The sequence below is a fragment of the Pseudomonas orientalis genome (assembly GCF_001439815.1).
GTDB classification, from domain to species: domain Bacteria; phylum Pseudomonadota; class Gammaproteobacteria; order Pseudomonadales; family Pseudomonadaceae; genus Aquipseudomonas; species Aquipseudomonas orientalis.
In genome coordinates this window covers 461,116-479,940 of sequence record NZ_JYLM01000003.1, presented here as the reverse complement: position 1 = coordinate 479,940, position 18,825 = coordinate 461,116, and the positions used below count along the sequence as shown (strand labels likewise).

Genomic DNA, 18,825 nt, shown 5'->3' with positions numbered 1-18,825 from the left:
GTGGCTGTTCTCATGAAAATCGTAATACGCGAATGGTACGCTGAAGTTCTGTCTCTTTTTTGAGTATGTGCTTTCGCGGACCCGAGTGGGCGCGTGGCTGATGAATTCTTCACTTCAATACTTAGCTGGTTGAATCGCCAGACAGCTTGAGGCATCGCTCTGCGCGCTTGATGCTCTGCTGTGTGAGCTGGTTATTAATAAAAAGGAGATATGTCATGCGTGGGATAACCACACCCGTGAGCATCCAACTACATACCGAACGTTTGAAATGCGATCCGCTTGTTGTGTATGAAGCGGCGACAAAAGTACTCGGTGCCGATAAAACCTTTATTCTCGAATCATTGTCGGGCCCTAGCCGGGATCGCAAGGCGACAATTATCGGAATGGAAACTTTATTGACGGTAAAAATTTATGAGGGGTATGCAACACTTGAAGCTGATGAGCAACTGCTCAGTTATTTAAGAAGTGCATTGTCGGCACAGGAAATAATTCTGGATGACAAAGGGCGTATAGGCATTCGTTCGAACGACGCGGTATGGGATTTGCTGCGTGCGTTACAAGCGCCATTTGAAGTTCCGCGTCAGACCAACCCCAGCCTCGCTTTTTTTGGCTATCTCTCCTATGACTGCGTTCGGTTTGTCGAGGATATTCCCGACCTGACCGAGCGAACCAATGATTATCCGATCATTGCCTTGACCGTGTTTCAGACGCTGGTGTACTTCCACGCCAATGGAACAGTGGATGTGATGGTCAACAACAGTTCGCTCTGGAAGCCCCGTAGTACCGATGACTACGTGGCGCTGCTGGCGGACGCTGCGGGTATCCCGGCTGTTGACTCGCCGATTATTTACCCATCGGTCACCGTCGTGCGCGATACGGTGCAAAAAGAGCAATTTCTTGGCTGGGTCGACAAGGCGCTGGAGCACATTCGCCAAGGTGATATTTATCAGATCCAATTGGGTCATGAAGTGCAGGTGGATACGCGGATCAAACCCTTTGATGTATATCGAGCGTTGCGCAAGAACAACCCGTCTCCCTATATGTATTTGGCCAACCTGGGTGGCGTTGACCTGATCGGCGCAAGCCCCGAGCTATTTGTTCGCATCAAGGACAATCTGATCGAGATGAGGCCCATCGCCGGAACCGTGGGCAAAACCCCTGGCATACCTTCCAGCGAGCTGATCCTAAGCATGACGCGCTCTGAAAAAGAGCGAGCTGAACACTTGATGCTGGTGGATTTATGCAGGAACGACATCGGTCGTGTCTGCCAGCCGGGCTCACTTGAAGTCGACGAATTGATGTTGGTTGAGGAGTACTCCCACCTGTATCACATGGTTTCCAACGTGCGTGGTTTATTGCGAAAAGGCTTCGATGCCTTTGACGTGATCAAGGCTTCTTTCCCTGCGGGAACCATGACCGGTGCGCCAAAAATACGTGCAATGCAGATTATCGAAAGCATGGAAAACAACCGTCGTGGGATATATGCCGGAGCCGTAGGCCTGATCGGATTCGACGGCAGCATCAATACGGCTTTATGCATTCGCTCAGCGGTTCATAAAGACGGTACTTATTACCTGCGTGCGTCGGCCGGCGTGGTGGCCGACTCGGTTCCGGATAAAGAGTGGACTGAAACGTTCTACAAAATGGGCTCTGTCTATCGTGCGGTTACCGGAAAGGAGATGCTGCAATGAAAGTTTTCCTGATTGATGCCTATGACAGTTTCGTATTCATTATCAGCCAGTATCTTGAACAGCTTGGACTGGAAACCCATGTGGAGCGCAATGATGTTCCAAATCTAATCGAACGTATCGAAGCGTATGCGCCAGATTTTTGCGTCCTGGGCCCGGGGCCAGGGCATCCACAGGACGCGGGGTACATTGAGGTTATCCAACATTTTAAAGGGTGTCTGCCGATATTGGGCGTCTGTTTGGGGCATCAAGCCATTGGTCTGGCGTTTGGCGGGTCGGTCATTCGAGCCTCCCATGTCATGCACGGCAAGATCAGCACCATTGATAATGATGGGCGAGGTGTCTACAACCATACCGAGGGTCGTTCGATCAAGGCGACTCGCTACCACTCGTTGATTATTGATAACCGCGGGCTGCCCGGTGAACTGGCAGTGACGTCCACCTCGACGGATGATGGGTACATCATGGGCGTGCGACATGCTGACTACCCTATAGAGGGAGTCCAGTTCCATCCCGAAAGTATTTTGACGGAGGACGGCCTTGGAATATTCAAAAGCTTCATAGAACAACACTGTCGCCAAGCAGGATTGTAAGTGGCGCATAGCGGGTCGCTTGTTCAGCGGCCCGTTTTTTAATTAAGTCGTTTCAAAAAGCTTCTATGTGTGGCAGGGATTCATCGTGGATGACTTATTTAGGTATAAAAAAGAAGACCTATTCCTGAGGATTAATTTCAAAGAGGTATTGGACGACTTCTCCATACTGACCACCGACTTGCACCGGCGAGATTGGGAAAGCCATCTGCGCAAGGTGCTGCGTCGTATTGGCTATGAACGCTATTTGCTGAGCCTTGGCCCTTCAACCACCAGTGATCCCTTTAACAGGATCATGACGACTTATCCTTCTGATTGGCTCAGGCGATACAAGGATGAAAATTTCATTCAGGTGGACCCGATAATCAGGCATTGCCGCCATCACTTTGCGCCCCTTTTCTTGGGCTTGGCGCGCAGACAGGCGCGAGGCCGGTCCAGTCAGTTCTGGACGGAGCGCGAGGGGTATGGGCTTCTGCAGGGTGTCAGCATTCCCCTGCGCTTTAACGAAATGGCCGGATCGCTCAACGTTGCTCAATGCGCGAGTTCTTCCGACGATCTTCGCGATGACCTGAATGGTCCGTTGGGCAAGCTATTCATGCTGATTCCCTTTCTTCTGGAGGGCTCACAAAAACACTTGAAAGCCGTGGGTGAACAACCTTGCAGCCTGACGTTAAGGGAGTCTGAGGTGCTGAAATGGTCCGGCGCAGGCAAAACGACCTGGGAAATGAGCTGCATCCTGGGATGTTCAGAGAGAACCATTAATTTTCACATTGCGAATGCGAGTCGAAAGTTGGGCTCTTTCAGCCGGCGGCAAGCCGTGGGCGTGGCGTTGGCGCAGGGATTGATCTCGTTGTAGAAAATGATTCAAGAGGAGGTCGGTCATTTCAAATCATGCCAGGTGCTTACCGTCGCCCATAAAAAAGCCCCGGCTCTCTAGCCGGGGCTTCTTCGTTTCAGTAGATCAGAGTGCCAGCGTCGGATAATCGATATAACCCACCGGGCCTTTGCCATAGAAGGTTTCCGGGTGCGGCTCGTTCAACGGCGCATCTGCCTTCAGGCGCGCCGGCAGGTCCGGGTTGGCAATGAACGGTATGCCGAACGCCACCGCGTCGGCCTTGCCGGCGGCCAGCCAGGCGTTGGCGCTGTCCTTGGTGAAGCGTTCGTTGGCGATGTACACGCCGCCGAAAGCTTTTTTCAGCTGTGGGCCGAGGCTGTCCGCCCCTTCTTTTTCACGGGAACAGATGAAGGCAATGCCACGCTTGCCCAGTTCGCTGGCGACGTAGGTGAAGGTTTCCGCCAGGTTGTCGTCGCCCATGTCGTGGGCGTCGGCACGCGGTGCCAGGTGTACGCCCACGCGGCCGGCGCCCCAGACTTCGATGGCGGCGTCAGTCACTTCCAGCAACAGGCGCGCACGGTTTTCCAGGGAGCCGCCGTACTGGTCGGTGCGCTGGTTGGTGCTGCTTTGCAGGAACTGGTCGAGCAGGTAGCCGTTGGCACCGTGGATTTCCACGCCGTCGAAACCGGCGGCCTTGGCGTTTTCGGCGCCGGTACGGTAGGCGTCGACGATGTCGGCGATTTCAGCGGTTTCCAGGGCGCGCGGGGTAGGGTAGTCGGCCAGCGGGCGCACCAGGCTGACGTGGCCTTTGGCCTGGATCGCGCTCGGCGCCACCGGGGCCTCGCCATTGAGGTACGACTCATGGGAGATGCGGCCGACGTGCCACAGTTGCAGGAAGATCTTGCCGCCCGCGCCGTGCACGGCCTTGGTGATGTTGGCCCAGCCGCGCACTTGGTCGTTGGACCAGATGCCCGGTGTGTCCGGGTAACCCACGCCCATGGGCGTCACGGAAGTGGCTTCGCTGAGGATCAGCCCGGCGGAGGCGCGCTGTACGTAATACTCGGCCATCAGCGCGTTGGGCACGCGGCCTTCATCGGCGCGGCAGCGGGTCAGCGGGGCCATGATGATGCGGTTCGACAGTTCGAGGTCGCCCAGTTTTATCGGATCAAAAATAGTCGTCATGGGAAAGCACCTTTCTCTTCAAGTTGATCAATGAGTCGCGGGGGCCAGGTCGGCATTGCCGTTCTGACGGAAAGTAATCAGGGTCACCAGCAGTGCGAGAATCATGAGCAATAGGAGCGGCACTTTCGGCTCCTTATTGCGGCGCAGGGGCGCTGAGTTCGGTCATGAGCGCTGCGAGGAAGGCCTGGATCGTTTCCTCGTTGCGTCTGAAAAAGTGCCACTGCCCGGCTTTCTGGCTGGTGATCAGGCCCGCCCGTTGCAACGTGGCCAGGTGGGCCGACACGGTCGACTGGGACAAGCCGCAGCGCTGGTCGATCTGCCCGGCGCAGATGCCGTATTCGTGGTTGTGCAATTGCTCGGGGAACTGCACTTTCGGGTCTTTCAGCCAGGTGAGGATGTCTCGTCGTACTGGGTGTGCCAGGGCTTTTATTATTTCGTCGAGGTCGATGGACATGGCAGGGTGCTCGGTGTCGTAAAACGTTATATCGCGATGAGGCGAACTTTAAATCGTTGTATTCCGATATACCAATATGATTTTGATCTGATATCAGCCCGAATCGGTATATCGGGTTATAACGATATGTGTGCGGCAGTGATAGACTGCGCGCCATGAATTATCTCGCACATCTGCACCTGGGCGGCCAACTTCCTGCGCAACTGCTGGGCAGCCTGTATGGCGACTTCGTCAAAGGCCGCCTGCAGGGCCAGTTCAACCCGCAAATCGAAGCGGCGATCCAGCTGCATCGCTCCATCGACCGTTTCACCGACAGCCACCCCTTGGTAGGGGCCGCGTTGTCGCGCTTCAGCCTGACCCGCAGGCGCTACGCCGGGATCGTGCTCGATGTGTTTTTCGACCATTGCCTGGCGCGGGATTGGGCGCTGTATGCCGACCAGCCCTTGGAGCGTTTTACCGCGCAGGTCTACCGCGTGCTCGCCGCAGAACCCGCATTGCCGGGGCGGCTGGCGCAGATTGCGCCGTATATGGCGGCGGATGACTGGCTGGGTTCGTATCGTGAGTTTGCGGTGATGGAGCAGGTATTGCGCGTGATTTCGCGGCGGTTGACGGACCCTGAAGCGTTAAGATTTGCGATGCGTGAGTTGCGCGAGCTCTATGAGCCTTTGAGTGAAGATTTCCGGGTTTTCTACCCCCAATTACAGAGCTTTGCACGTATCCAGCTGACCACTGAGATTTAAATGTGGGAGGGGGCTTGCCCCCGATGACGGTGTGTCAGTCACTGAATGTGTTGACTGAACCACCGCCATCGGGGGCAAGCCACCTCCCACATGTGGATTGTGTTCACAGCATTCAGGCGGCGAACGCTGGTCGCCCATGCGCCTGCTCACTCTCCGGCAACGGCCCGAACAACGCCTTCTGCACCGCCTGCTGCGCCTGATATGCCAATGCTGCGCGTTCCTGCCCGGCGCAGGCAATCGGCTTGAGCAGATGAATCTCCACATCGCCCTGGTCGTTGGAAAACAAGCGCATCAGGTGCGACAGCAAATCATCATCGCCAATGAACGGCGCCAATGAGTCCACCTCACCGTCGCGCAGATACCGTATGGCCACCGGTTGCAACGACACATCCGCATCGATCGCACTGGCCAGCAAGCGTCCGTGAAAGGTACGCAGGCTGCGCCCATCCGTGGTGGTGCCTTCGGGGAACATCAGCAGCGGGTGCCGTTGTTCCAGATGACGGGTCATCTGCTTGCGGATCAACTGGCTGTCACCCGCGCCGCGCCGAATGAACAGGCTGCCGGCCTTGGCCGCCAACCAGCCGGCCACCGGCCAGGTGCGCACTTCGGCCTTGGACAAAAAGGACATCGGTGCCACTGCGCCCAGCAACGGAATATCCGTCCAGGACACATGATTGCTCACCCACAGCATCGGCGTGTGCGGCACCTCGCCATGCACCGTCACGCGAAAGGGCAGGGCGTTGGTCAGCCGTGCCATGAAGAACCGCGACCAACGCTGGCGCCGCACCATCGAGTTGGCCACCCCCAGGCGTTCGAACAGGCCAAACACACTGGCCATGCTCAAGCCCAGCGCCACCACCACCAGCACCCGGGCGATGCGCCCGTACACGCGCAGGCGGTCCATTACATCGCCGCCTTGAAGTGGCGCGCATAGCGCGGGCACAGTTGATCGCGCTTGAGCAGGATGAACACGTCGGCCACCTGGAAATCTTCGTCCCAGCACGGTTCGCCGCAGATCTTCGCGCCCAGGCGCATATAAGCCTTGAGCAGCGGCGGCATTTCGGCGATGACGTTGGAGGGCAGGTCCAGGGCCGGCAGGGGTTTTTTCGGTTCGGCGCGCAGGTGCTCGTTGCACAGGTAGCGTTCGCGCAGACGCTGCATGATCGCGTGGGCCTGGATGCCGCCGTCGTGCATCGGGATGCTCGCGCAGCCCATCAGGTAGCTGTAGCCGCCCTGGTTGAGCACCTCGGCCAACTCACCCCACAACACCGCGATGGTGCCGCCGTTGCGGTAGGCCGGGTCGACGCAGGTGCGGCCGATTTCCAGGATCGGGCCCTGCAAGTGCAGCAAGCCATGCAGGCTGAATTCTTCTTCGCTGTAGAACCGGCCCAAGGTGCTGGCGGCCTGGTGGTCGAGCAAACGGGTGGTGGCGACGAGTCGACCGCTGTTCAAATCCCGCACGCCGATGTGGCTGCAGTGAACATCATAGTCATCCATGTCCAGGCCCAGTTCCGCGCCCTTCAGCTTGGCGTTGAACTCGCCGCTGAACACGTTGAACCGCAGGGCCTGGGCTTCCTGCAAGGCCTGTGCGCCGATCAGGCGTTCGGCTTGCAGGCGGCGTTCATTGCCTTTGTCGCTGATGCGGGCGATCTGAGTCATAGCGAGTCTCCGAGTGCCGGCCAGGTTGCGGCCAGTCGACTTTGTTGTCCAAAGTCAGGCTATGTAGCCTCGGTGTCATCTCCATGAAGTTACGGTGACGGTTGAGTGACAGGCCTTATGTAGCAAATCTGTCATGGGCCTGCGCTAGGCTCGCGGGCTTGAATGCCCCCTTGAGTTCGTGCCCATGGTCCGAGGCCTGTTGTGTGTTGTTGTGCTGTTAGTCAGCGTTACCGCCCGTGCTGAAACCTGGCCCGAAAAAGAATGGACCACCGGCAAGCCACTCCAGGGCACCGCTGTCGATGCCCTGAACGCCTATGCCTTCCCAGCCCGTGACGACGCCACCCGCCAAGGCATCCGCACCGACGCGCTGCTGGTGATTCGCGATGGCGAAATCATCTATGAACACTACGCTGCGCCGACCACCGCCAGCACACCGCACCTGACCTGGTCGGTGAGCAAAAGCCTGATGGCCACGGTGCTCGGTGTGGCCTACGGCGAAAACCGCTTTAAGCTGAGCGATCCTGTCGCACGCTTCTATCCGCCGATGAAACAGCACCCCAAGGTGACCATGGCCGACCTGTTGCACTGGGCTTCGGGCCTGGATTGGCAGGAGGACTATGAATACGCCCCGTTGAAGTCTTCTGTCGTGGCGATGCTCTACACCCGAGGGCGTGGCGATATGGCGCAATTTGCCGCCGATACCGAAGCCGCCGCCGAACCCGGCCAGGCGTTCCGCTATTCCAGCGGCGACAGCAACCTGCTGTCCGCTGCGCTCAAAGGCATGCTCGGCCACAAAGCCTATATGAGCTACCCGTGGGATGCGCTGTTCAAGCCGTTGGGCATTCGCAACGCGACATGGGAAACCGATGCCGACGAAACCTTCGTCGCCTCCTCCTACGCCTACCTCACCGCGCGCGATCTGGCGCGGGTCGGCTTGCTGATGGCGCGGGACGGGCGCTGGGGTGAACAACAGTTGTTGCCCAAAGAGTGGGTGGCCTTCAATCGGCAGCCATTCGACAACTACAAAGCGGGCCAGGATGAAGCTGTGCCCGGCGGGCAATGGTGGCTCAACAAGGGCGTCCCACAACCCTGGCCCGACGCACCCGCCGACACCTTCGCCGCACTGGGGCACTGGGGCCAGGCACTGTTTGTGCTGCCCGACGAACACCTGGTGATCGTGCGCTACGGCGATGACCGCGACGGCAGCTACCGGCATAACGAACTGCTCAAGCGCGTGCTGGCGGCGGTGCGGTCATGATTCGCCGTCATCCGTTTGTCAGCGTTTTGCTGGTGCTATTGCTCGCAGTGTCGGGCTGGGTGTGGCACGAACGCGTCAACCTGCAAGCCTTCCCCGACATCATCGCGGCGTACACGGCCAAGGAGTATTGCTCGTGCCGGTATGTGGAGAACAACCCGGCGCAGTATTGCCTGGGGTATGTGAAACAGTACGTGCCGACCAGTGCATTTACCGACACGCCGGAGCGCAGTGAAGTGACGGCGAGTGGGTTGGGGCGTACGCACACGGCGAGGTGGATGGGGGAGAGGCAGGGGTGTCGGTTGGTGCCATGAGGTATCAGGCGCCTGGTGCAATGCACCAGGCGCGTACTACTTACTGGGGATTTCGACTACCAGGCTGCATCGCCAGCAGTAAGTCATCAATGATGGCTTTGCCCATTTCGCCCAAGTAATGGGAGGCAAACGCAAACCTCTCGGCCCTTGGGTCCATGGCGGCTTCAAGGAAGAGCATTTTGGCGTAGTAGAGCACGTGAGAGGCGTGTTCTAGGGCTTCCATGAGGGGAACCCCGGCGTTGACGCGGAACAGTTTCAGGTGGCTTTTGTCTTCTCCGCAGTCTGCGAAGGTGGCGGCGCCGATGGTTTCGGCTGAGGGGATTTCGTACGGCATAAGCTTGCTCCTTTGGTACAACCAAAAAGAACTGCCATTCACGATTCCAAGCATGAGGGTGGCAACTATACGCAGGTTGGAATCCGAGAAGAAGCGACTCGGCAGGCACAAGGCCTCCCACGCACAGCCGCCATAAAACACAAACAGCGCGCACAAAAAAGCGCCGACTGATTGTATGACGACGCTGTAGCGTCTTCTTTCTCGGGATTCCACGCCCGGTCGCTGATGAGCAGCGACGGGGGAGAGGTTAACGTGATGCTCCCCGTACTGCAACTCGTTGAGTGGGTAGGAAAATTCCGATTTGCCAGTGAACAAAAAACAATATCTCAGTGATCGGTTTGGAGGTATGTAAGGTACGGCTACTCCTTAATTCAGTCAGGGTTGGTTGGCTTAGGCTCATTAGAAGTCGCACTGCATCTCTGAACGATGAAATTTATCCAAGTCGATCTTCTAGCGTTTTTAAAGTGCTGTTTAAAACTTTTAACTCTTTAACTAGGTTTGGGCCGTAGCCGTGCTCGGTCGATTCAGAGGTCTCGAACATTCTTATATCCAATGTCGAGTTGGATCTAAGTTTCTTTGAAAATATGCTTTTAGAAAGTGACCTGTAGCAACATGCTTCGATGCGAATAGGGTCGTTACCCAAATATTTTAACAACCCTCCATATTGCCCCCAAGTAATCAGAAGCCTTTGTCCTGGCGCTAAAAATGGTATTCCGTTAACGATTGGTCCGGATTGCATTTGATCAGGCATTTTCTCCGGAATAGCTATGCTGAAAGCTTTTCCTGGAAGAGGTCGACTAGGTAGGAAGTGGATTCCATGGGCAGCGCCGCGTCCGATATTTTCAACGATAAGATTTACAATTGATTGTCTTTGAAGGTCGGGCTGGGCATACACAATCACAGTGGGGTCGGTCGCAGAGCGAAAGACCGCGTATGTGACAATTGCGGAGGCTACCGCAATTAATGCCATAAAGATTGAAATCCAACTTTGAAGATCCATAGTTTCGTCCTTTTCTTTAGTGTTCCTTCTCGGAGGCTGAAGAGCATATCTGTGATGTCGTACGTGCGCGAGATATCGCTGCGTAAATTTTCGGCTTGGGCGGCATGGGGCTGCACTGTTCGATGCATTAGGCGCTGGTTGAGCGAGTGTTAAATCTGCACATGGCCGGCCTGGAGCATACATTGCGCGAAGTGCAGCGGGCATTGGCCTAGAAAGTCACCACAGGACCTATGTGGGAGGGGGCTTGCCCCCGATGGCAGAGTGTCAGTCACTGGATGTGTTGCTGATCCACCGTCATCGGGGGCAAGCCCCCTCCCACATTGGATTTGCGCCGTTCGTGAGATTGCGCTTAAGGTTCATCCAGATTTTTTGCCCCATGAGCCTCTATGTTCAATCTCAAACCTTTGGTCTTCGCATTGCTGACCTGTGCCACCGTGCCTGCCCACGCCGACTGGTATCTGGATAACGAATCTTCACGTCTGTCCTTCGTCACCACTAAAAATACTGAAATAGCCGAAGTGCACCGCTTCCTGGTGCTGCACGGCAAGGTCGACAGCCAGGGTGCGGCGCAGGTGCAGGTGGAGCTGGAGTCGATCAACAGTGGCATCCCGCTGCGTGACGAGCGTATGCGTAAGCAGTTGTTCGAGATCAAGCAGTTTCCCGAAGCGTTGATCAGCACCCAGATCAACCTGCAGCCGATCAATGATCTGGCGTCCGGCGCGCAATTGGAATTGCGCCTGCCGCTGAGCATCACCTTGCATGGCAAGACCCACACCTACAACGCCGAGCTGCTGGCCACGCGTCTGGATGATCGGCGCTTTCAGGTCGTGACCCTGGAGCCGGTGGTGGTGCGCGCCGAGGATTTCGAGCTGCAGCCCGGTGTGGCGGCGCTGCGCAAAGCGGCGGGGTTGAAGTCGATCAGTTTGTCGGTGCCGGTGGGTGCGGTACTGATCTTTACGGCGCGCTGACATGGGCGGCGCGGTGTTCCCGTGGCGCAGCGCCAACCGTTTCGAGTTGTTGATCGACGGACCGAATTTTTTCCCGCAGATGCTGGTGGGCATCGCCCGCGCCGAGCGGCAAGTGGATCTTGAGTTGTACCTGGTGGAAGCCGGGGCCTGTGCCGAAGCGATGGTGCAGGCGCTGGTGCTCGCGGCCGAGCGCGGGGTGCAGGTGCGCTGCTTGTTCGATGATTACGGCAGCCTGGCGTTTACCCTCGGGTTGCGCAAGCGGTTGACCGACGCGGGTGTGCAGCTGCGTTTCTATAATCGCCTGAACTGGCGCCGCTGGATGCGCAACCTGTACCGCGACCACCGCAAGCTGCTGCTGATCGACCAGGCCGTCGCGGTGATCGGCGGGACCGGCGTTACCGATGAATTCTGGACGCCTGGACACGACACGGCCGACTGGCATGAAGTGATGGTGCAGATCAGCGGCCCGCTGGTGCTGGACTGGCAGGCCCTGTTCGACCGCCAGTGGCACGCCAATGCGGCACGTCGGGAATGGAAACCGGCGACCCATTTCGGTTTGCCGCGCTTGCCCAAGGTGCCTGCCACCGGGCCGGGGCTTGGTCGTGTGGCGTATGCCGACGCCCGGCAGCACCGGGATATTTTGCAATCGCTGATCCGCGCCTTGAACAGCAGCAAAGGGCGCATCTGGCTGGCGACGCCGTACTTTCTTCCGACCTGGAGCGTGCGCCGCGCCTTGCGCCGGGCGGCCGGGCGCGGTGTGGATGTGCGTTTGCTGCTCACCGGCCCGCGCACCGATCACCCGTCGGTGCGCTATGCCGGGCACCGTTATTACCCGCGTCTGCTGCGTTCAGGCGTGCAGATCTTTGAATACCAGCCGTGCTTTTTGCACCTGAAGATGGTGCTGGTGGATGACTGGGTCAGTATTGGCTCGTGCAATTTCGACCACTGGAATCTGCGCTTCAATCTGGAAGCCAACCTGGAAGCGCTGGACCCTGAGTTGACGCAGGCGGTGGCGGGCAGTTTCGAACGTGATTTTGCGCAAAGCCAGGCGGTCAGCCTGGAGGCGTGGAAGGCGCGGCCATTGTGGCGGCGGGTGAAGCAGCGGGTGTGGGGGTGGATTGATCGGTTGGTGGTCAATCTGCTGGACCGACGCGGCTAGTCGAATCACCTCAATCAAATGTAGGAGCGAGCTTGCTCGCGAAAAACGTCAACGATAACGCGGGCTTTCTGAATGAACGCGGCGTTTGTGAGTTTTTCGCGAGCAAGCTCGCTCCTACATACAGCCTTAGATCAAAGTAGCTCGAAGCTCTGCTGCTGCACATCCTGGGAGTCCAGCCCGATCTGCACATTGAACTCACCCGGCTCGGCGGCGAACTTGAGCTGGGCGTTATAGAACTTCAAATCTTCCTCAGTGATAGTGAAATGCAAGGTGCGTTCTTCACCGGCCTTGAGCATGACTTTCTGGAAGTTCTTCAGCTCTTTCACCGGGCGGATCATCGAGCCGGCCACGTCCTGGATATACAACTGCACCACGGTTTCGCCATCGACCTTGCCGGTGTTCTTCACGGTGACGCTGGCGTCGAGCTTGCCGGTCTTGTTCAGGGTGGTGGACGACAGCGCCATGTCCGACAGGCCGAACGTGGTGTAGCTCAGGCCATAGCCAAACGGGAACAGGGGACCTGTGGTGTCATCGAAGTACTGCGAGGTGTAGTTGCCCGGCTTGCCCGGCGTGAACGGACGGCCGATGCTCAGGTGGTTGTAGTAAGTGGGAATCTGCCCCACGGAGCGTGGGAAGGTGATCGGCAGCTTGCCCGACGGGTTGTAGTCACCGAACAGCACGTCGGCGATGGCGTTGCCGCCTTCGGTCCCGGAGAACCAGGTTTCCAGGATCGCGTCAGCCTGTTGGTTCTCTTCGAGAATCGACAGCGGCCGGCCGTTCATCAGCACCAGCACCAACGGCTTGCCGGTGGCCTTGAGGGCCTTGATCAGGTCGCGCTGGCTTTGCGGGATGTTCAGGTCGGTGCGGCTCGACGACTCGTGGGACATGCCACGGGACTCGCCCACGGCCGCGACGATTACGTCAGCATTCTTTGCAGCCTTCACCGCTTCATCAATCAGCACCTGGGCCGGGCGCGGGTCATCCACCACTTCCGGGGCATCGAAGTTGAGGAAGTTGAGGTAGTCGAGCACCGCCTTGTCGCCGGTGATGTTGGCGCCGCGGGCATAGATCACTTTGCCCTTTTCGCCGATCACGGCGTTCATGCCGTCAAGCAGGGTCACCGACTGTTCCGGCTTACCGGCTGCGGCCCAACTGCCCATCATGTCGATCGGAGCCTTGGCCAGCGGGCCGACCAGCGCGATGGTCGCGGATTTTTTCAGCGGCAGGGTGTCGTTGTGGTTCTTCAACAGCACCAGGCTGCGACGGGCGATGTCACGGGCGTCGGCGCGGTGCAGGCGGCTGTCGGCATAAGTGTCGGCCGGATCGTCCTCGGCCTTGCCGATGCGCAGGTAAGGGTCCTTGAACAGGCCCATGTCGTACTTGGCGCCGAGCACTTCGCGCACGGCGTTGTCGATGTCGCTCTGTTCGATCTCGCCGGACTTGAGCAGCCCCGGCAGTTCCTTGCCGTACAACGTGTCGTTCATGCTCATGTCGATGCCGGCCTTGATCGCCAGCTTGGCGGCTTCACGCCCGTCCTTGGCCACGCCGTGCTTGATCAGTTCGAAGATCGCGCCGTGGTCGCTCACGGCCAGGCCCTTGAAGCCCCAGTCCTTGCGCAGCAGGTCGTTCATCAGCCAGGTGTTGGCGGTGGCGGGCACGCCATTGATCGAATTGAGCGCCACCATCACGCCGCCGGAACCGGCCTTGATCGCCGCGTGGTAGGGCGGCAGGTAATCCTGGTACATCTTGACCGGGCTCATGTCGACCACGTTGTAGTCGCGCCCGCCTTCCACCGCGCCGTACAGGGCGAAGTGCTTGACGCTGGCCATGATGCTGTCGGCGTTCGCGGCGCTGGCGCCCTGGAACGCCTTGACCATGACTTCGGCAATGCGCGACACCAAATAAGTATCTTCGCCGAAGCCTTCAGAGGTGCGGCCCCAGCGCGGGTCACGGGAGATGTCGACCATCGGCGCGAAAGTGATGTCGAGGCTGTCGGCGGCGGCTTCCTGGGCGGCGATGCGCCCGGAGCGGCCGATGGCGTCCATGTCCCAGCTCGAGGCCAGGGCCAGGCTGATCGGGAAAATCGTGCGATGGCCGTGGATCACGTCGTAGGCGAAGAACATCGGGATTTTCAAGCGGCTGCGCATGGCCGCGTCCTGCATCGGGCGGTTTTCCGGACGGGTGATGGAGTTGAAGGTGCCGCCGATGCGGCCGGCGGCGATTTCCTTGCGAATCAGCTCGCGGGGCATTTCCGGACCGATGCTGATCAGGCGCAACTGGCCGATCTTTTCATCGAGGGTCATCTGCCTGAGCAGGTCGCTGACGAAGGCGTCCTTGTCTTTAAGCGCAGCAGGCTTTGTTTCTGCCCATACGGGGTGGCTGGCCAGAGTGGCAACAAGGCCGAGCAAACACAGCTTCTTCATGAATATCCTTTTTCGGCTCACTGCACAGCGGTCAGGCTGATCGGCCAAAATGTGGGGAGCGTCTATTGTTGTTCGGGTGTTGTTCAGATAAATGCAGCACACTCTGAACTCTTTTTCGCGCTGGGCATCTTTGTAGCTGATTGGCTCGAAGCATTCCAGTGGTGGCGGATTATGCCCCAAGCGTGTGGTTTATAGGGTTAGTCATCACATTCCATCCAGATTGGGCAGGAGAAACACCATGCAAGCAGCACAAGGTTACCGCTGGGGCTTGAAAGCCGCGGCGCTGTTATTGATCAGCAGCGTGCTGAGCGGTTGCGGCATCAACAACATCCCGACCCTGGACGAACAGGCCAAGGCGGCCTGGGGCCAGGTGCAGAACCAGTACCAACGCCGTGCCGACCTGATTCCCAACCTGGTGGAAGTGGTCAAGGGCTACGCCGCCCATGAGCAGGACACGCTCACCGCCGTGATTGAAGCGCGGGCCAAGGCCACCTCGATCCAGGTGGATGCGAGCACCCTCGACAACCCGGAAAAACTCAAGCAGTTCCAGCAGGCCCAGGACGGCCTGAGCGGCGCACTCAGCCGTTTGATGGTGGTGTCCGAGCGCTATCCGGACCTGAAGGCCAACCAGAACTTCCTGGCCCTGCAATCGCAACTTGAGGGCACCGAAAACCGTATCGCCGTGGCCCGTCGCGACTTTATCCAGGCCGTGCAGAACTACAACACCGAGATCCGCACGTTCCCGGGCCGCCTGTGGCACAGCGTGATGTACAGCGACTTGCCGATCCGCGCCACGTTTGAAGCCACCAGTGCCGATGCCGATAAGGCACCGCAGGTGAAGTTCAAATAACGCTGCCTTGAGGTGTCGATGCGTTTATTACGGATAGGCCTGGCGCTGTGGCTGCTGGGTTGCGTGGGCATGGCCCAGGCGGCCCTGACCTTCCCGGCCTTGACCGGGCGGGTGGTGGACAACGCCCAGATGATCGACCCGGCGGTGCGCGAGCAGCTGACCCAGCAATTGCAGGCGCTGGAGCAGACCTCCGGTGACCAGATTGTGGTGGTCACCGTGCCCGACCTGCAGGGCGTGCCGATTGAGGACTACGGTTATCAGTTGGGCCGCGCGTGGGGCATCGGCCAGAAGGGCAAGGACAACGGCGCGCTGTTGCTGGTCGCCCGCGACGAGCGAAAATTGCGTATCGAAGTCGGCTACGGCCTGGAAGGCGTGCTGACGGATGCGCAGTCCTGGGTGATCATCAATCAGGTGATCGCGCCCAAGTTCAAGGCCGGCAATTTCAGCCAGGGCATCAGCGACGGTGTCGCGGCGATGATCCAGGTGGTTGGCGGTGAACCGCTGGCGGTGCCGGCCCATGTGGCGGAGGCGAATTTCGCCAAGGACAATCCCGGGTTTTCCATCGGTTTGTTCGTCCTGCTGATCGGCGTGTTGTGGCTGTGCAACCGCATGGGCCTGCCGGTGGGCGCCATCTTGCTGGCGATCCTCAGCAGCAGTGGACGCGGCGGCGGTGGGGGCGGCGGTGGCGGTGGTTTCCGCGGCGGCGGCGGGGGCTTTGGCGGCGGCGGGGCGTCGGGCGGCTGGTAATGACAATAACGAAAATAGAGCATCTACAACCATGGCATTACTGACTGAACACGAGCAGCGCCAAGTGGCCGAGGCAATCGCCCGGGTCGAGCAACAGACCGACGCCGAACTGGTCACGGTGCTGGCGGCGCGTGCCGATGACTACGCCTACATCCCGTTGCTGTGGGCCAGCCTGATCGCGTTGGTGGTGCCTGGCGTGGTGCATTACTTGTCGGGCTACCTGACCATGTACACCTTGTTGCTGGCGCAGTGGGCGACTTTTATTGTGCTGTGCCTGGTGTTTCGCTTGCCCAAGGTCACCACCCGTTTGATCCCCCGTTCGGTGCGCCATTGGCGCGCCTCGAACCTGGCGCGCCGCCAGTTCCTCGAACAGAACCTGCACCACACGCTGGGCAGCACCGGGGTGCTGATTTTTGTCAGCGAGGCGGAGCGTTATGTGGAAATTCTCGTCGATGACGGTATTTCCAAACGCCTGGATGACAGTAGTTGGGACGCCATCGTCAAGGCGTTTACCCAGCAGGTGAAACAGGGGCAGACGCTGGCCGGGTTCATTACCTGCATCGAGGCCTGTGGTGAATTACTCAAGGTGCATGTACCGGTGACGCAGACGCGCAACGAGCTGCCCAATCGCCTGGTCGTACTCGGATAACCAGATCAACACAGTTCTAAATGTGGGAGGGGGCTCGCCCCCGATGGCCATAGGCATCTACCAACTCTGTAGCGCTCAACCGTAACTACGATGCGGAGCGAGTCGATCTTGATCTTGATCTGGCTTTTGATCTTAGGCGCCCCGTTAAACCACGCTGGCCGGAGAGAGGGCACACCGAGCCTAAGCGAGGTGCCGAGTGGTGGGGCAAGAGCGTTTTGCTTACTTTTGCGCTTTTCAAAAGTGAGCCGCTGTAAAAGCGGAACCCTAAGTGGCCGTTACCTAAATAATGGATATGTACTCGGTCTGATCCAGCATCCCGGCCGGCCTAGAGACCGCCATCGGGGGCAAGCCCCCTCCCACATTTGGACCGAGGTGTATCAGATGGGTAATCGTCGGTGACAGGCCGCCACGAGAGCTAGCTCCCTCGCCACATGTCGGCGTCATACCAAAGTTTTGTGTAGATACCTATGCCCCGATGAGGGTAGGTCAGCTACAGATAAGCTGGCTGACACACCGCTATCGGGGGCAAGCCCCCTCCCACATTTTGGATCTGCTTTGGCTGTTGGAACTGACCACTGGTCAAATAACTCCGTGCCCTGGCCGGTTATCCCCCCTAAAATGCCCGGCATTCTTTGCCCGAGGCGTTTTTGTTCATGTCCGTCACCGCTCAATCCGCCAGTCCTGCGCCGGATCATCATGCCCAGTTCATCGAACTGCTGAACGCAAGCCTGGCGCAGAACGCCTTTATCAAGCTGGTACTGGCCAAGTACGTCGGGGATGAAGCCGAACTGCAGCGGCTGATCATCAAAGCGGTCACCGTCAAGGAACAGCCCTGCCTGTCCTTCGTCTACCGCTACAAGACCCGCGACATCACCAAGAATCTGCCGCTGGCCGACGGCGTGGCGGCGATTGCCGAGCTGTTGCCGGCCTCGTTCAAGAATGCGCACCTGTTGTCGCTGACTGACGAAGCTCAACTGGAATACAGCAAGAAGAACAAAAGCTCGCTGTTCAAAAGCAAGCCGCAGCAATTGCGCGAGGCGCCCTCGGCCGAGCACAACCGCGAGAAAAATCGCTTCCTCGACCTGAGCCGGCCGTTCCTCGCCGACCTGGGCGTGACCGACGCCCGGCAGGCGCTGATCCCGTCGATGTCGCGCAAGTGGAAGCAGATCAACAAGTTCATCGAAGTGTTCAGCCATGCGCTGACGTCGTCGCCATTGCAGCTCGACCAACCGGTGCGCGTCGCCGATTTCGGCTCGGGCAAGGGCTACCTCACGTTCGCGATCCACGACTACCTGCGCAATACGCTCAAGGCCGAAGGTGAAGTGACCGGTGTCGAGTTGCGCCAGGACATGGTCACCCTGTGCAACGAAGCGGCCGCGCGACTGGAACACCCGGGGCTGGTGTTCAAGTGCGGCGATGTGCGCAGCGTCGCGCCGAGCCAACTGGACGTGATGATCGCCCTGCATGCCTGCGATATCGCCACCGATTATGCGATTCACACCGGCATCCGCTCCGGCGCGTCGATCATCATGTGTTCGCCGTGCTGCCATAAACAGATTCGCCTGCAGATCCAGAGCCCGGCGCTGCTCAAGCCGATGCTGCAATACGGCCTGCACCTGGGCCAGCAGGCGGAAATGGTCACCGACAGCTTGCGTGCGTTGTTTCTCGAAGCCTGCGGGTATGAGACCAAGGTGTTCGAGTTCATCTCGCTGGAGCACACCAACAAGAACAAGATGATCCTGGCGGTCAAGCGTGCCGAACCTTTGGACAACGCGCAGCTGTTGGTGAAAATCCAGGAACTCAAGGCGTTCTACCACATCACCGAACACTGCCTGGAAACCCTGCTGCGCGCCGATGGTTTCTTGAACTAGGCACGGGAATCCAGTGGGAGGAGGCTTGCCCTAATGCCAGTCAGTTAAGCGTGCACCGCCATCTGTAGGAGCGAGCTTGCTCGCGAAAAAATCACAGGCACCGCGTT

19 protein-coding genes are annotated in these 18,825 nt (G+C 58.7%); 12 read left to right on the top strand and 7 right to left on the bottom strand.

What is annotated here, in order from left to right; all coding sequences use genetic code 11:
• Positions 1-215 precede the first annotated feature (215 nt).
• From TU82_RS10370 to TU82_RS10360, 3 genes are all read left to right on the top strand, one after another.
• A complete protein-coding gene (locus TU82_RS10370; protein ID WP_057723111.1) occupies positions 216-1,691 on the top strand; it encodes an anthranilate synthase component I family protein in 1,476 nt (491 codons plus the stop codon).
• Entirely contained in the window at positions 1,688-2,281 is a 594-nt protein-coding gene (locus TU82_RS10365; protein WP_057723110.1) for an anthranilate synthase component II, read from the top strand. Before TU82_RS10370 ends, TU82_RS10365 begins: the two co-directional genes overlap by 4 nt.
• Positions 2,282-2,366: 85 nt before the next feature.
• Positions 2,367-3,134 (top strand): LuxR family transcriptional regulator, encoded by a 768-nt coding sequence (locus TU82_RS10360; RefSeq protein WP_057723282.1) that lies wholly within the window; start codon positions 2,367-2,369, stop codon positions 3,132-3,134.
• Positions 3,135-3,239: 105 nt separating this feature from the next.
• On the opposite strand, the gene TU82_RS10355 is transcribed toward TU82_RS10360, so the two are convergent.
• Both TU82_RS10355 and TU82_RS10350 read right to left on the bottom strand, forming a co-directional pair.
• Positions 3,240-4,295: an alkene reductase gene (locus tag TU82_RS10355; protein ID WP_057723109.1), complete on the bottom strand. Its 1,056-nt coding sequence runs from the start codon at positions 4,293-4,295 to the stop codon at positions 3,240-3,242.
• Between the two features lie 133 nt (positions 4,296-4,428).
• Complete coding sequence (locus TU82_RS10350; protein WP_057723108.1) at positions 4,429-4,749, bottom strand: ArsR/SmtB family transcription factor; 321 nt, start codon at positions 4,747-4,749, stop codon at positions 4,429-4,431.
• Between the two features lie 155 nt (positions 4,750-4,904).
• Between TU82_RS10350 and TU82_RS10345 the strand changes: the two genes are divergently transcribed.
• Positions 4,905-5,489, top strand: a complete 585-nt coding sequence (locus tag TU82_RS10345) for an acyl carrier protein phosphodiesterase (RefSeq protein ID WP_057723107.1) — start codon at positions 4,905-4,907, stop codon at positions 5,487-5,489.
• A 112-nt stretch (positions 5,490-5,601) separates the two neighbouring features.
• On the opposite strand, the gene TU82_RS10340 is transcribed toward TU82_RS10345, so the two are convergent.
• On the bottom strand, positions 5,602-6,393 hold the full coding sequence (locus TU82_RS10340) for a lysophospholipid acyltransferase family protein (RefSeq protein WP_057723106.1): 792 nt from the start codon (positions 6,391-6,393) through the stop codon (positions 5,602-5,604).
• On the bottom strand, positions 6,393-7,148 hold the full coding sequence (olsB, locus tag TU82_RS10335) for an L-ornithine N(alpha)-acyltransferase (protein WP_057723105.1): 756 nt from the start codon (positions 7,146-7,148) through the stop codon (positions 6,393-6,395). The genes TU82_RS10340 and olsB overlap by 1 nt, the downstream gene beginning before the upstream one ends.
• A gap of 184 nt (positions 7,149-7,332) precedes the next feature.
• Here olsB and TU82_RS10330 point away from each other — a divergent pair, with 184 nt between their 5' ends.
• Both TU82_RS10330 and TU82_RS10325 read left to right on the top strand, forming a co-directional pair.
• A complete protein-coding gene (locus TU82_RS10330) occupies positions 7,333-8,406 on the top strand; it encodes a serine hydrolase domain-containing protein (RefSeq protein ID WP_057723104.1) in 1,074 nt (357 codons plus the stop codon).
• Complete coding sequence (locus tag TU82_RS10325; protein ID WP_057723103.1) at positions 8,403-8,717, top strand: hypothetical protein; 315 nt, start codon at positions 8,403-8,405, stop codon at positions 8,715-8,717. Before TU82_RS10330 ends, TU82_RS10325 begins: the two co-directional genes overlap by 4 nt.
• Positions 8,718-8,757: 40 nt before the next feature.
• Here TU82_RS10325 and TU82_RS10320 read toward each other — a convergent pair whose 3' ends face one another.
• Entirely contained in the window at positions 8,758-9,051 is a 294-nt protein-coding gene (locus TU82_RS10320; RefSeq protein ID WP_057723102.1) for a DUF3077 domain-containing protein, read from the bottom strand.
• A 433-nt stretch (positions 9,052-9,484) separates the two neighbouring features.
• Positions 9,485-10,051, bottom strand: a complete 567-nt coding sequence (locus TU82_RS28670) for a hypothetical protein (RefSeq protein WP_156421657.1) — start codon at positions 10,049-10,051, stop codon at positions 9,485-9,487.
• 386 nt (positions 10,052-10,437) lie between these two features.
• Here TU82_RS28670 and TU82_RS10315 point away from each other — a divergent pair, with 386 nt between their 5' ends.
• Positions 10,438-11,019, top strand: coding sequence for a YceI family protein (locus TU82_RS10315; protein ID WP_057723101.1), 582 nt, complete (start codon positions 10,438-10,440; stop codon positions 11,017-11,019).
• 1 nt (position 11,020) lies between these two features.
• Complete coding sequence (locus tag TU82_RS10310; RefSeq protein WP_057723100.1) at positions 11,021-12,178, top strand: phospholipase D-like domain-containing protein; 1,158 nt, start codon at positions 11,021-11,023, stop codon at positions 12,176-12,178.
• 131 nt (positions 12,179-12,309) lie between these two features.
• Here TU82_RS10310 and bglX read toward each other — a convergent pair whose 3' ends face one another.
• The gene (bglX, locus tag TU82_RS10305) at positions 12,310-14,601 is read right to left on the bottom strand and encodes a beta-glucosidase BglX (protein WP_057723099.1); all 2,292 of its coding nucleotides are present in this window, start codon (positions 14,599-14,601) and stop codon (positions 12,310-12,312) included.
• Between the two features lie 238 nt (positions 14,602-14,839).
• Here bglX and TU82_RS10300 point away from each other — a divergent pair, with 238 nt between their 5' ends.
• The 4 genes from TU82_RS10300 (at position 14,840) to TU82_RS10285 (ending at position 18,718) form a co-directional block, all read left to right on the top strand.
• The gene (locus TU82_RS10300) at positions 14,840-15,451 is read left to right on the top strand and encodes a LemA family protein (protein ID WP_057723098.1); all 612 of its coding nucleotides are present in this window, start codon (positions 14,840-14,842) and stop codon (positions 15,449-15,451) included.
• Positions 15,452-15,469: 18 nt separating this feature from the next.
• Positions 15,470-16,198, top strand: coding sequence for a TPM domain-containing protein (locus TU82_RS10295; RefSeq protein ID WP_057723097.1), 729 nt, complete (start codon positions 15,470-15,472; stop codon positions 16,196-16,198).
• A gap of 31 nt (positions 16,199-16,229) precedes the next feature.
• Positions 16,230-16,847, top strand: a complete 618-nt coding sequence (locus tag TU82_RS10290) for a TPM domain-containing protein (protein ID WP_057723096.1) — start codon at positions 16,230-16,232, stop codon at positions 16,845-16,847.
• A gap of 653 nt (positions 16,848-17,500) precedes the next feature.
• Positions 17,501-18,718 carry a class I SAM-dependent methyltransferase gene (locus TU82_RS10285; RefSeq protein WP_057723095.1) on the top strand — a complete coding sequence of 406 codons (1,218 nt, stop codon included), beginning with the start codon at positions 17,501-17,503 and terminating at the stop codon, positions 18,716-18,718.
• The last annotated feature ends 107 nt before the right edge of the window (positions 18,719-18,825 follow it).

Bases quoted from the DNA above. Each gene is read 5' to 3' on its own strand.
- TU82_RS10370 (WP_057723111.1), top strand. From the start codon at position 216: ATGCGTGGGATAACCACACCCGTGAGCATCCAACTACATACCGAACGT.
- TU82_RS10365 (WP_057723110.1), top strand. From the start codon at position 1,688: ATGAAAGTTTTCCTGATTGATGCCTATGACAGTTTCGTATTCATTATC.
- TU82_RS10355 (WP_057723109.1), bottom strand. From the start codon at position 4,295: ATGACGACTATTTTTGATCCGATAAAACTGGGCGACCTCGAACTGTCG.
- TU82_RS10350 (WP_057723108.1), bottom strand. From the start codon at position 4,749: ATGTCCATCGACCTCGACGAAATAATAAAAGCCCTGGCACACCCAGTA.
- TU82_RS10345 (WP_057723107.1), top strand. From the start codon at position 4,905: ATGAATTATCTCGCACATCTGCACCTGGGCGGCCAACTTCCTGCGCAA.
- TU82_RS10340 (WP_057723106.1), bottom strand. From the start codon at position 6,393: ATGGACCGCCTGCGCGTGTACGGGCGCATCGCCCGGGTGCTGGTGGTG.
- olsB (WP_057723105.1), bottom strand. From the start codon at position 7,148: ATGACTCAGATCGCCCGCATCAGCGACAAAGGCAATGAACGCCGCCTG.
- TU82_RS10330 (WP_057723104.1), top strand. From the start codon at position 7,333: ATGGTCCGAGGCCTGTTGTGTGTTGTTGTGCTGTTAGTCAGCGTTACC.
- TU82_RS10325 (WP_057723103.1), top strand. From the start codon at position 8,403: ATGATTCGCCGTCATCCGTTTGTCAGCGTTTTGCTGGTGCTATTGCTC.
- TU82_RS10320 (WP_057723102.1), bottom strand. From the start codon at position 9,051: ATGCCGTACGAAATCCCCTCAGCCGAAACCATCGGCGCCGCCACCTTC.
- TU82_RS28670 (WP_156421657.1), bottom strand. From the start codon at position 10,051: ATGGATCTTCAAAGTTGGATTTCAATCTTTATGGCATTAATTGCGGTA.
- TU82_RS10315 (WP_057723101.1), top strand. From the start codon at position 10,438: ATGTTCAATCTCAAACCTTTGGTCTTCGCATTGCTGACCTGTGCCACC.
- TU82_RS10310 (WP_057723100.1), top strand. From the start codon at position 11,021: ATGGGCGGCGCGGTGTTCCCGTGGCGCAGCGCCAACCGTTTCGAGTTG.
- bglX (WP_057723099.1), bottom strand. From the start codon at position 14,601: ATGAAGAAGCTGTGTTTGCTCGGCCTTGTTGCCACTCTGGCCAGCCAC.
- TU82_RS10300 (WP_057723098.1), top strand. From the start codon at position 14,840: ATGCAAGCAGCACAAGGTTACCGCTGGGGCTTGAAAGCCGCGGCGCTG.
- TU82_RS10295 (WP_057723097.1), top strand. From the start codon at position 15,470: ATGCGTTTATTACGGATAGGCCTGGCGCTGTGGCTGCTGGGTTGCGTG.
- TU82_RS10290 (WP_057723096.1), top strand. From the start codon at position 16,230: ATGGCATTACTGACTGAACACGAGCAGCGCCAAGTGGCCGAGGCAATC.
- TU82_RS10285 (WP_057723095.1), top strand. From the start codon at position 17,501: ATGTCCGTCACCGCTCAATCCGCCAGTCCTGCGCCGGATCATCATGCC.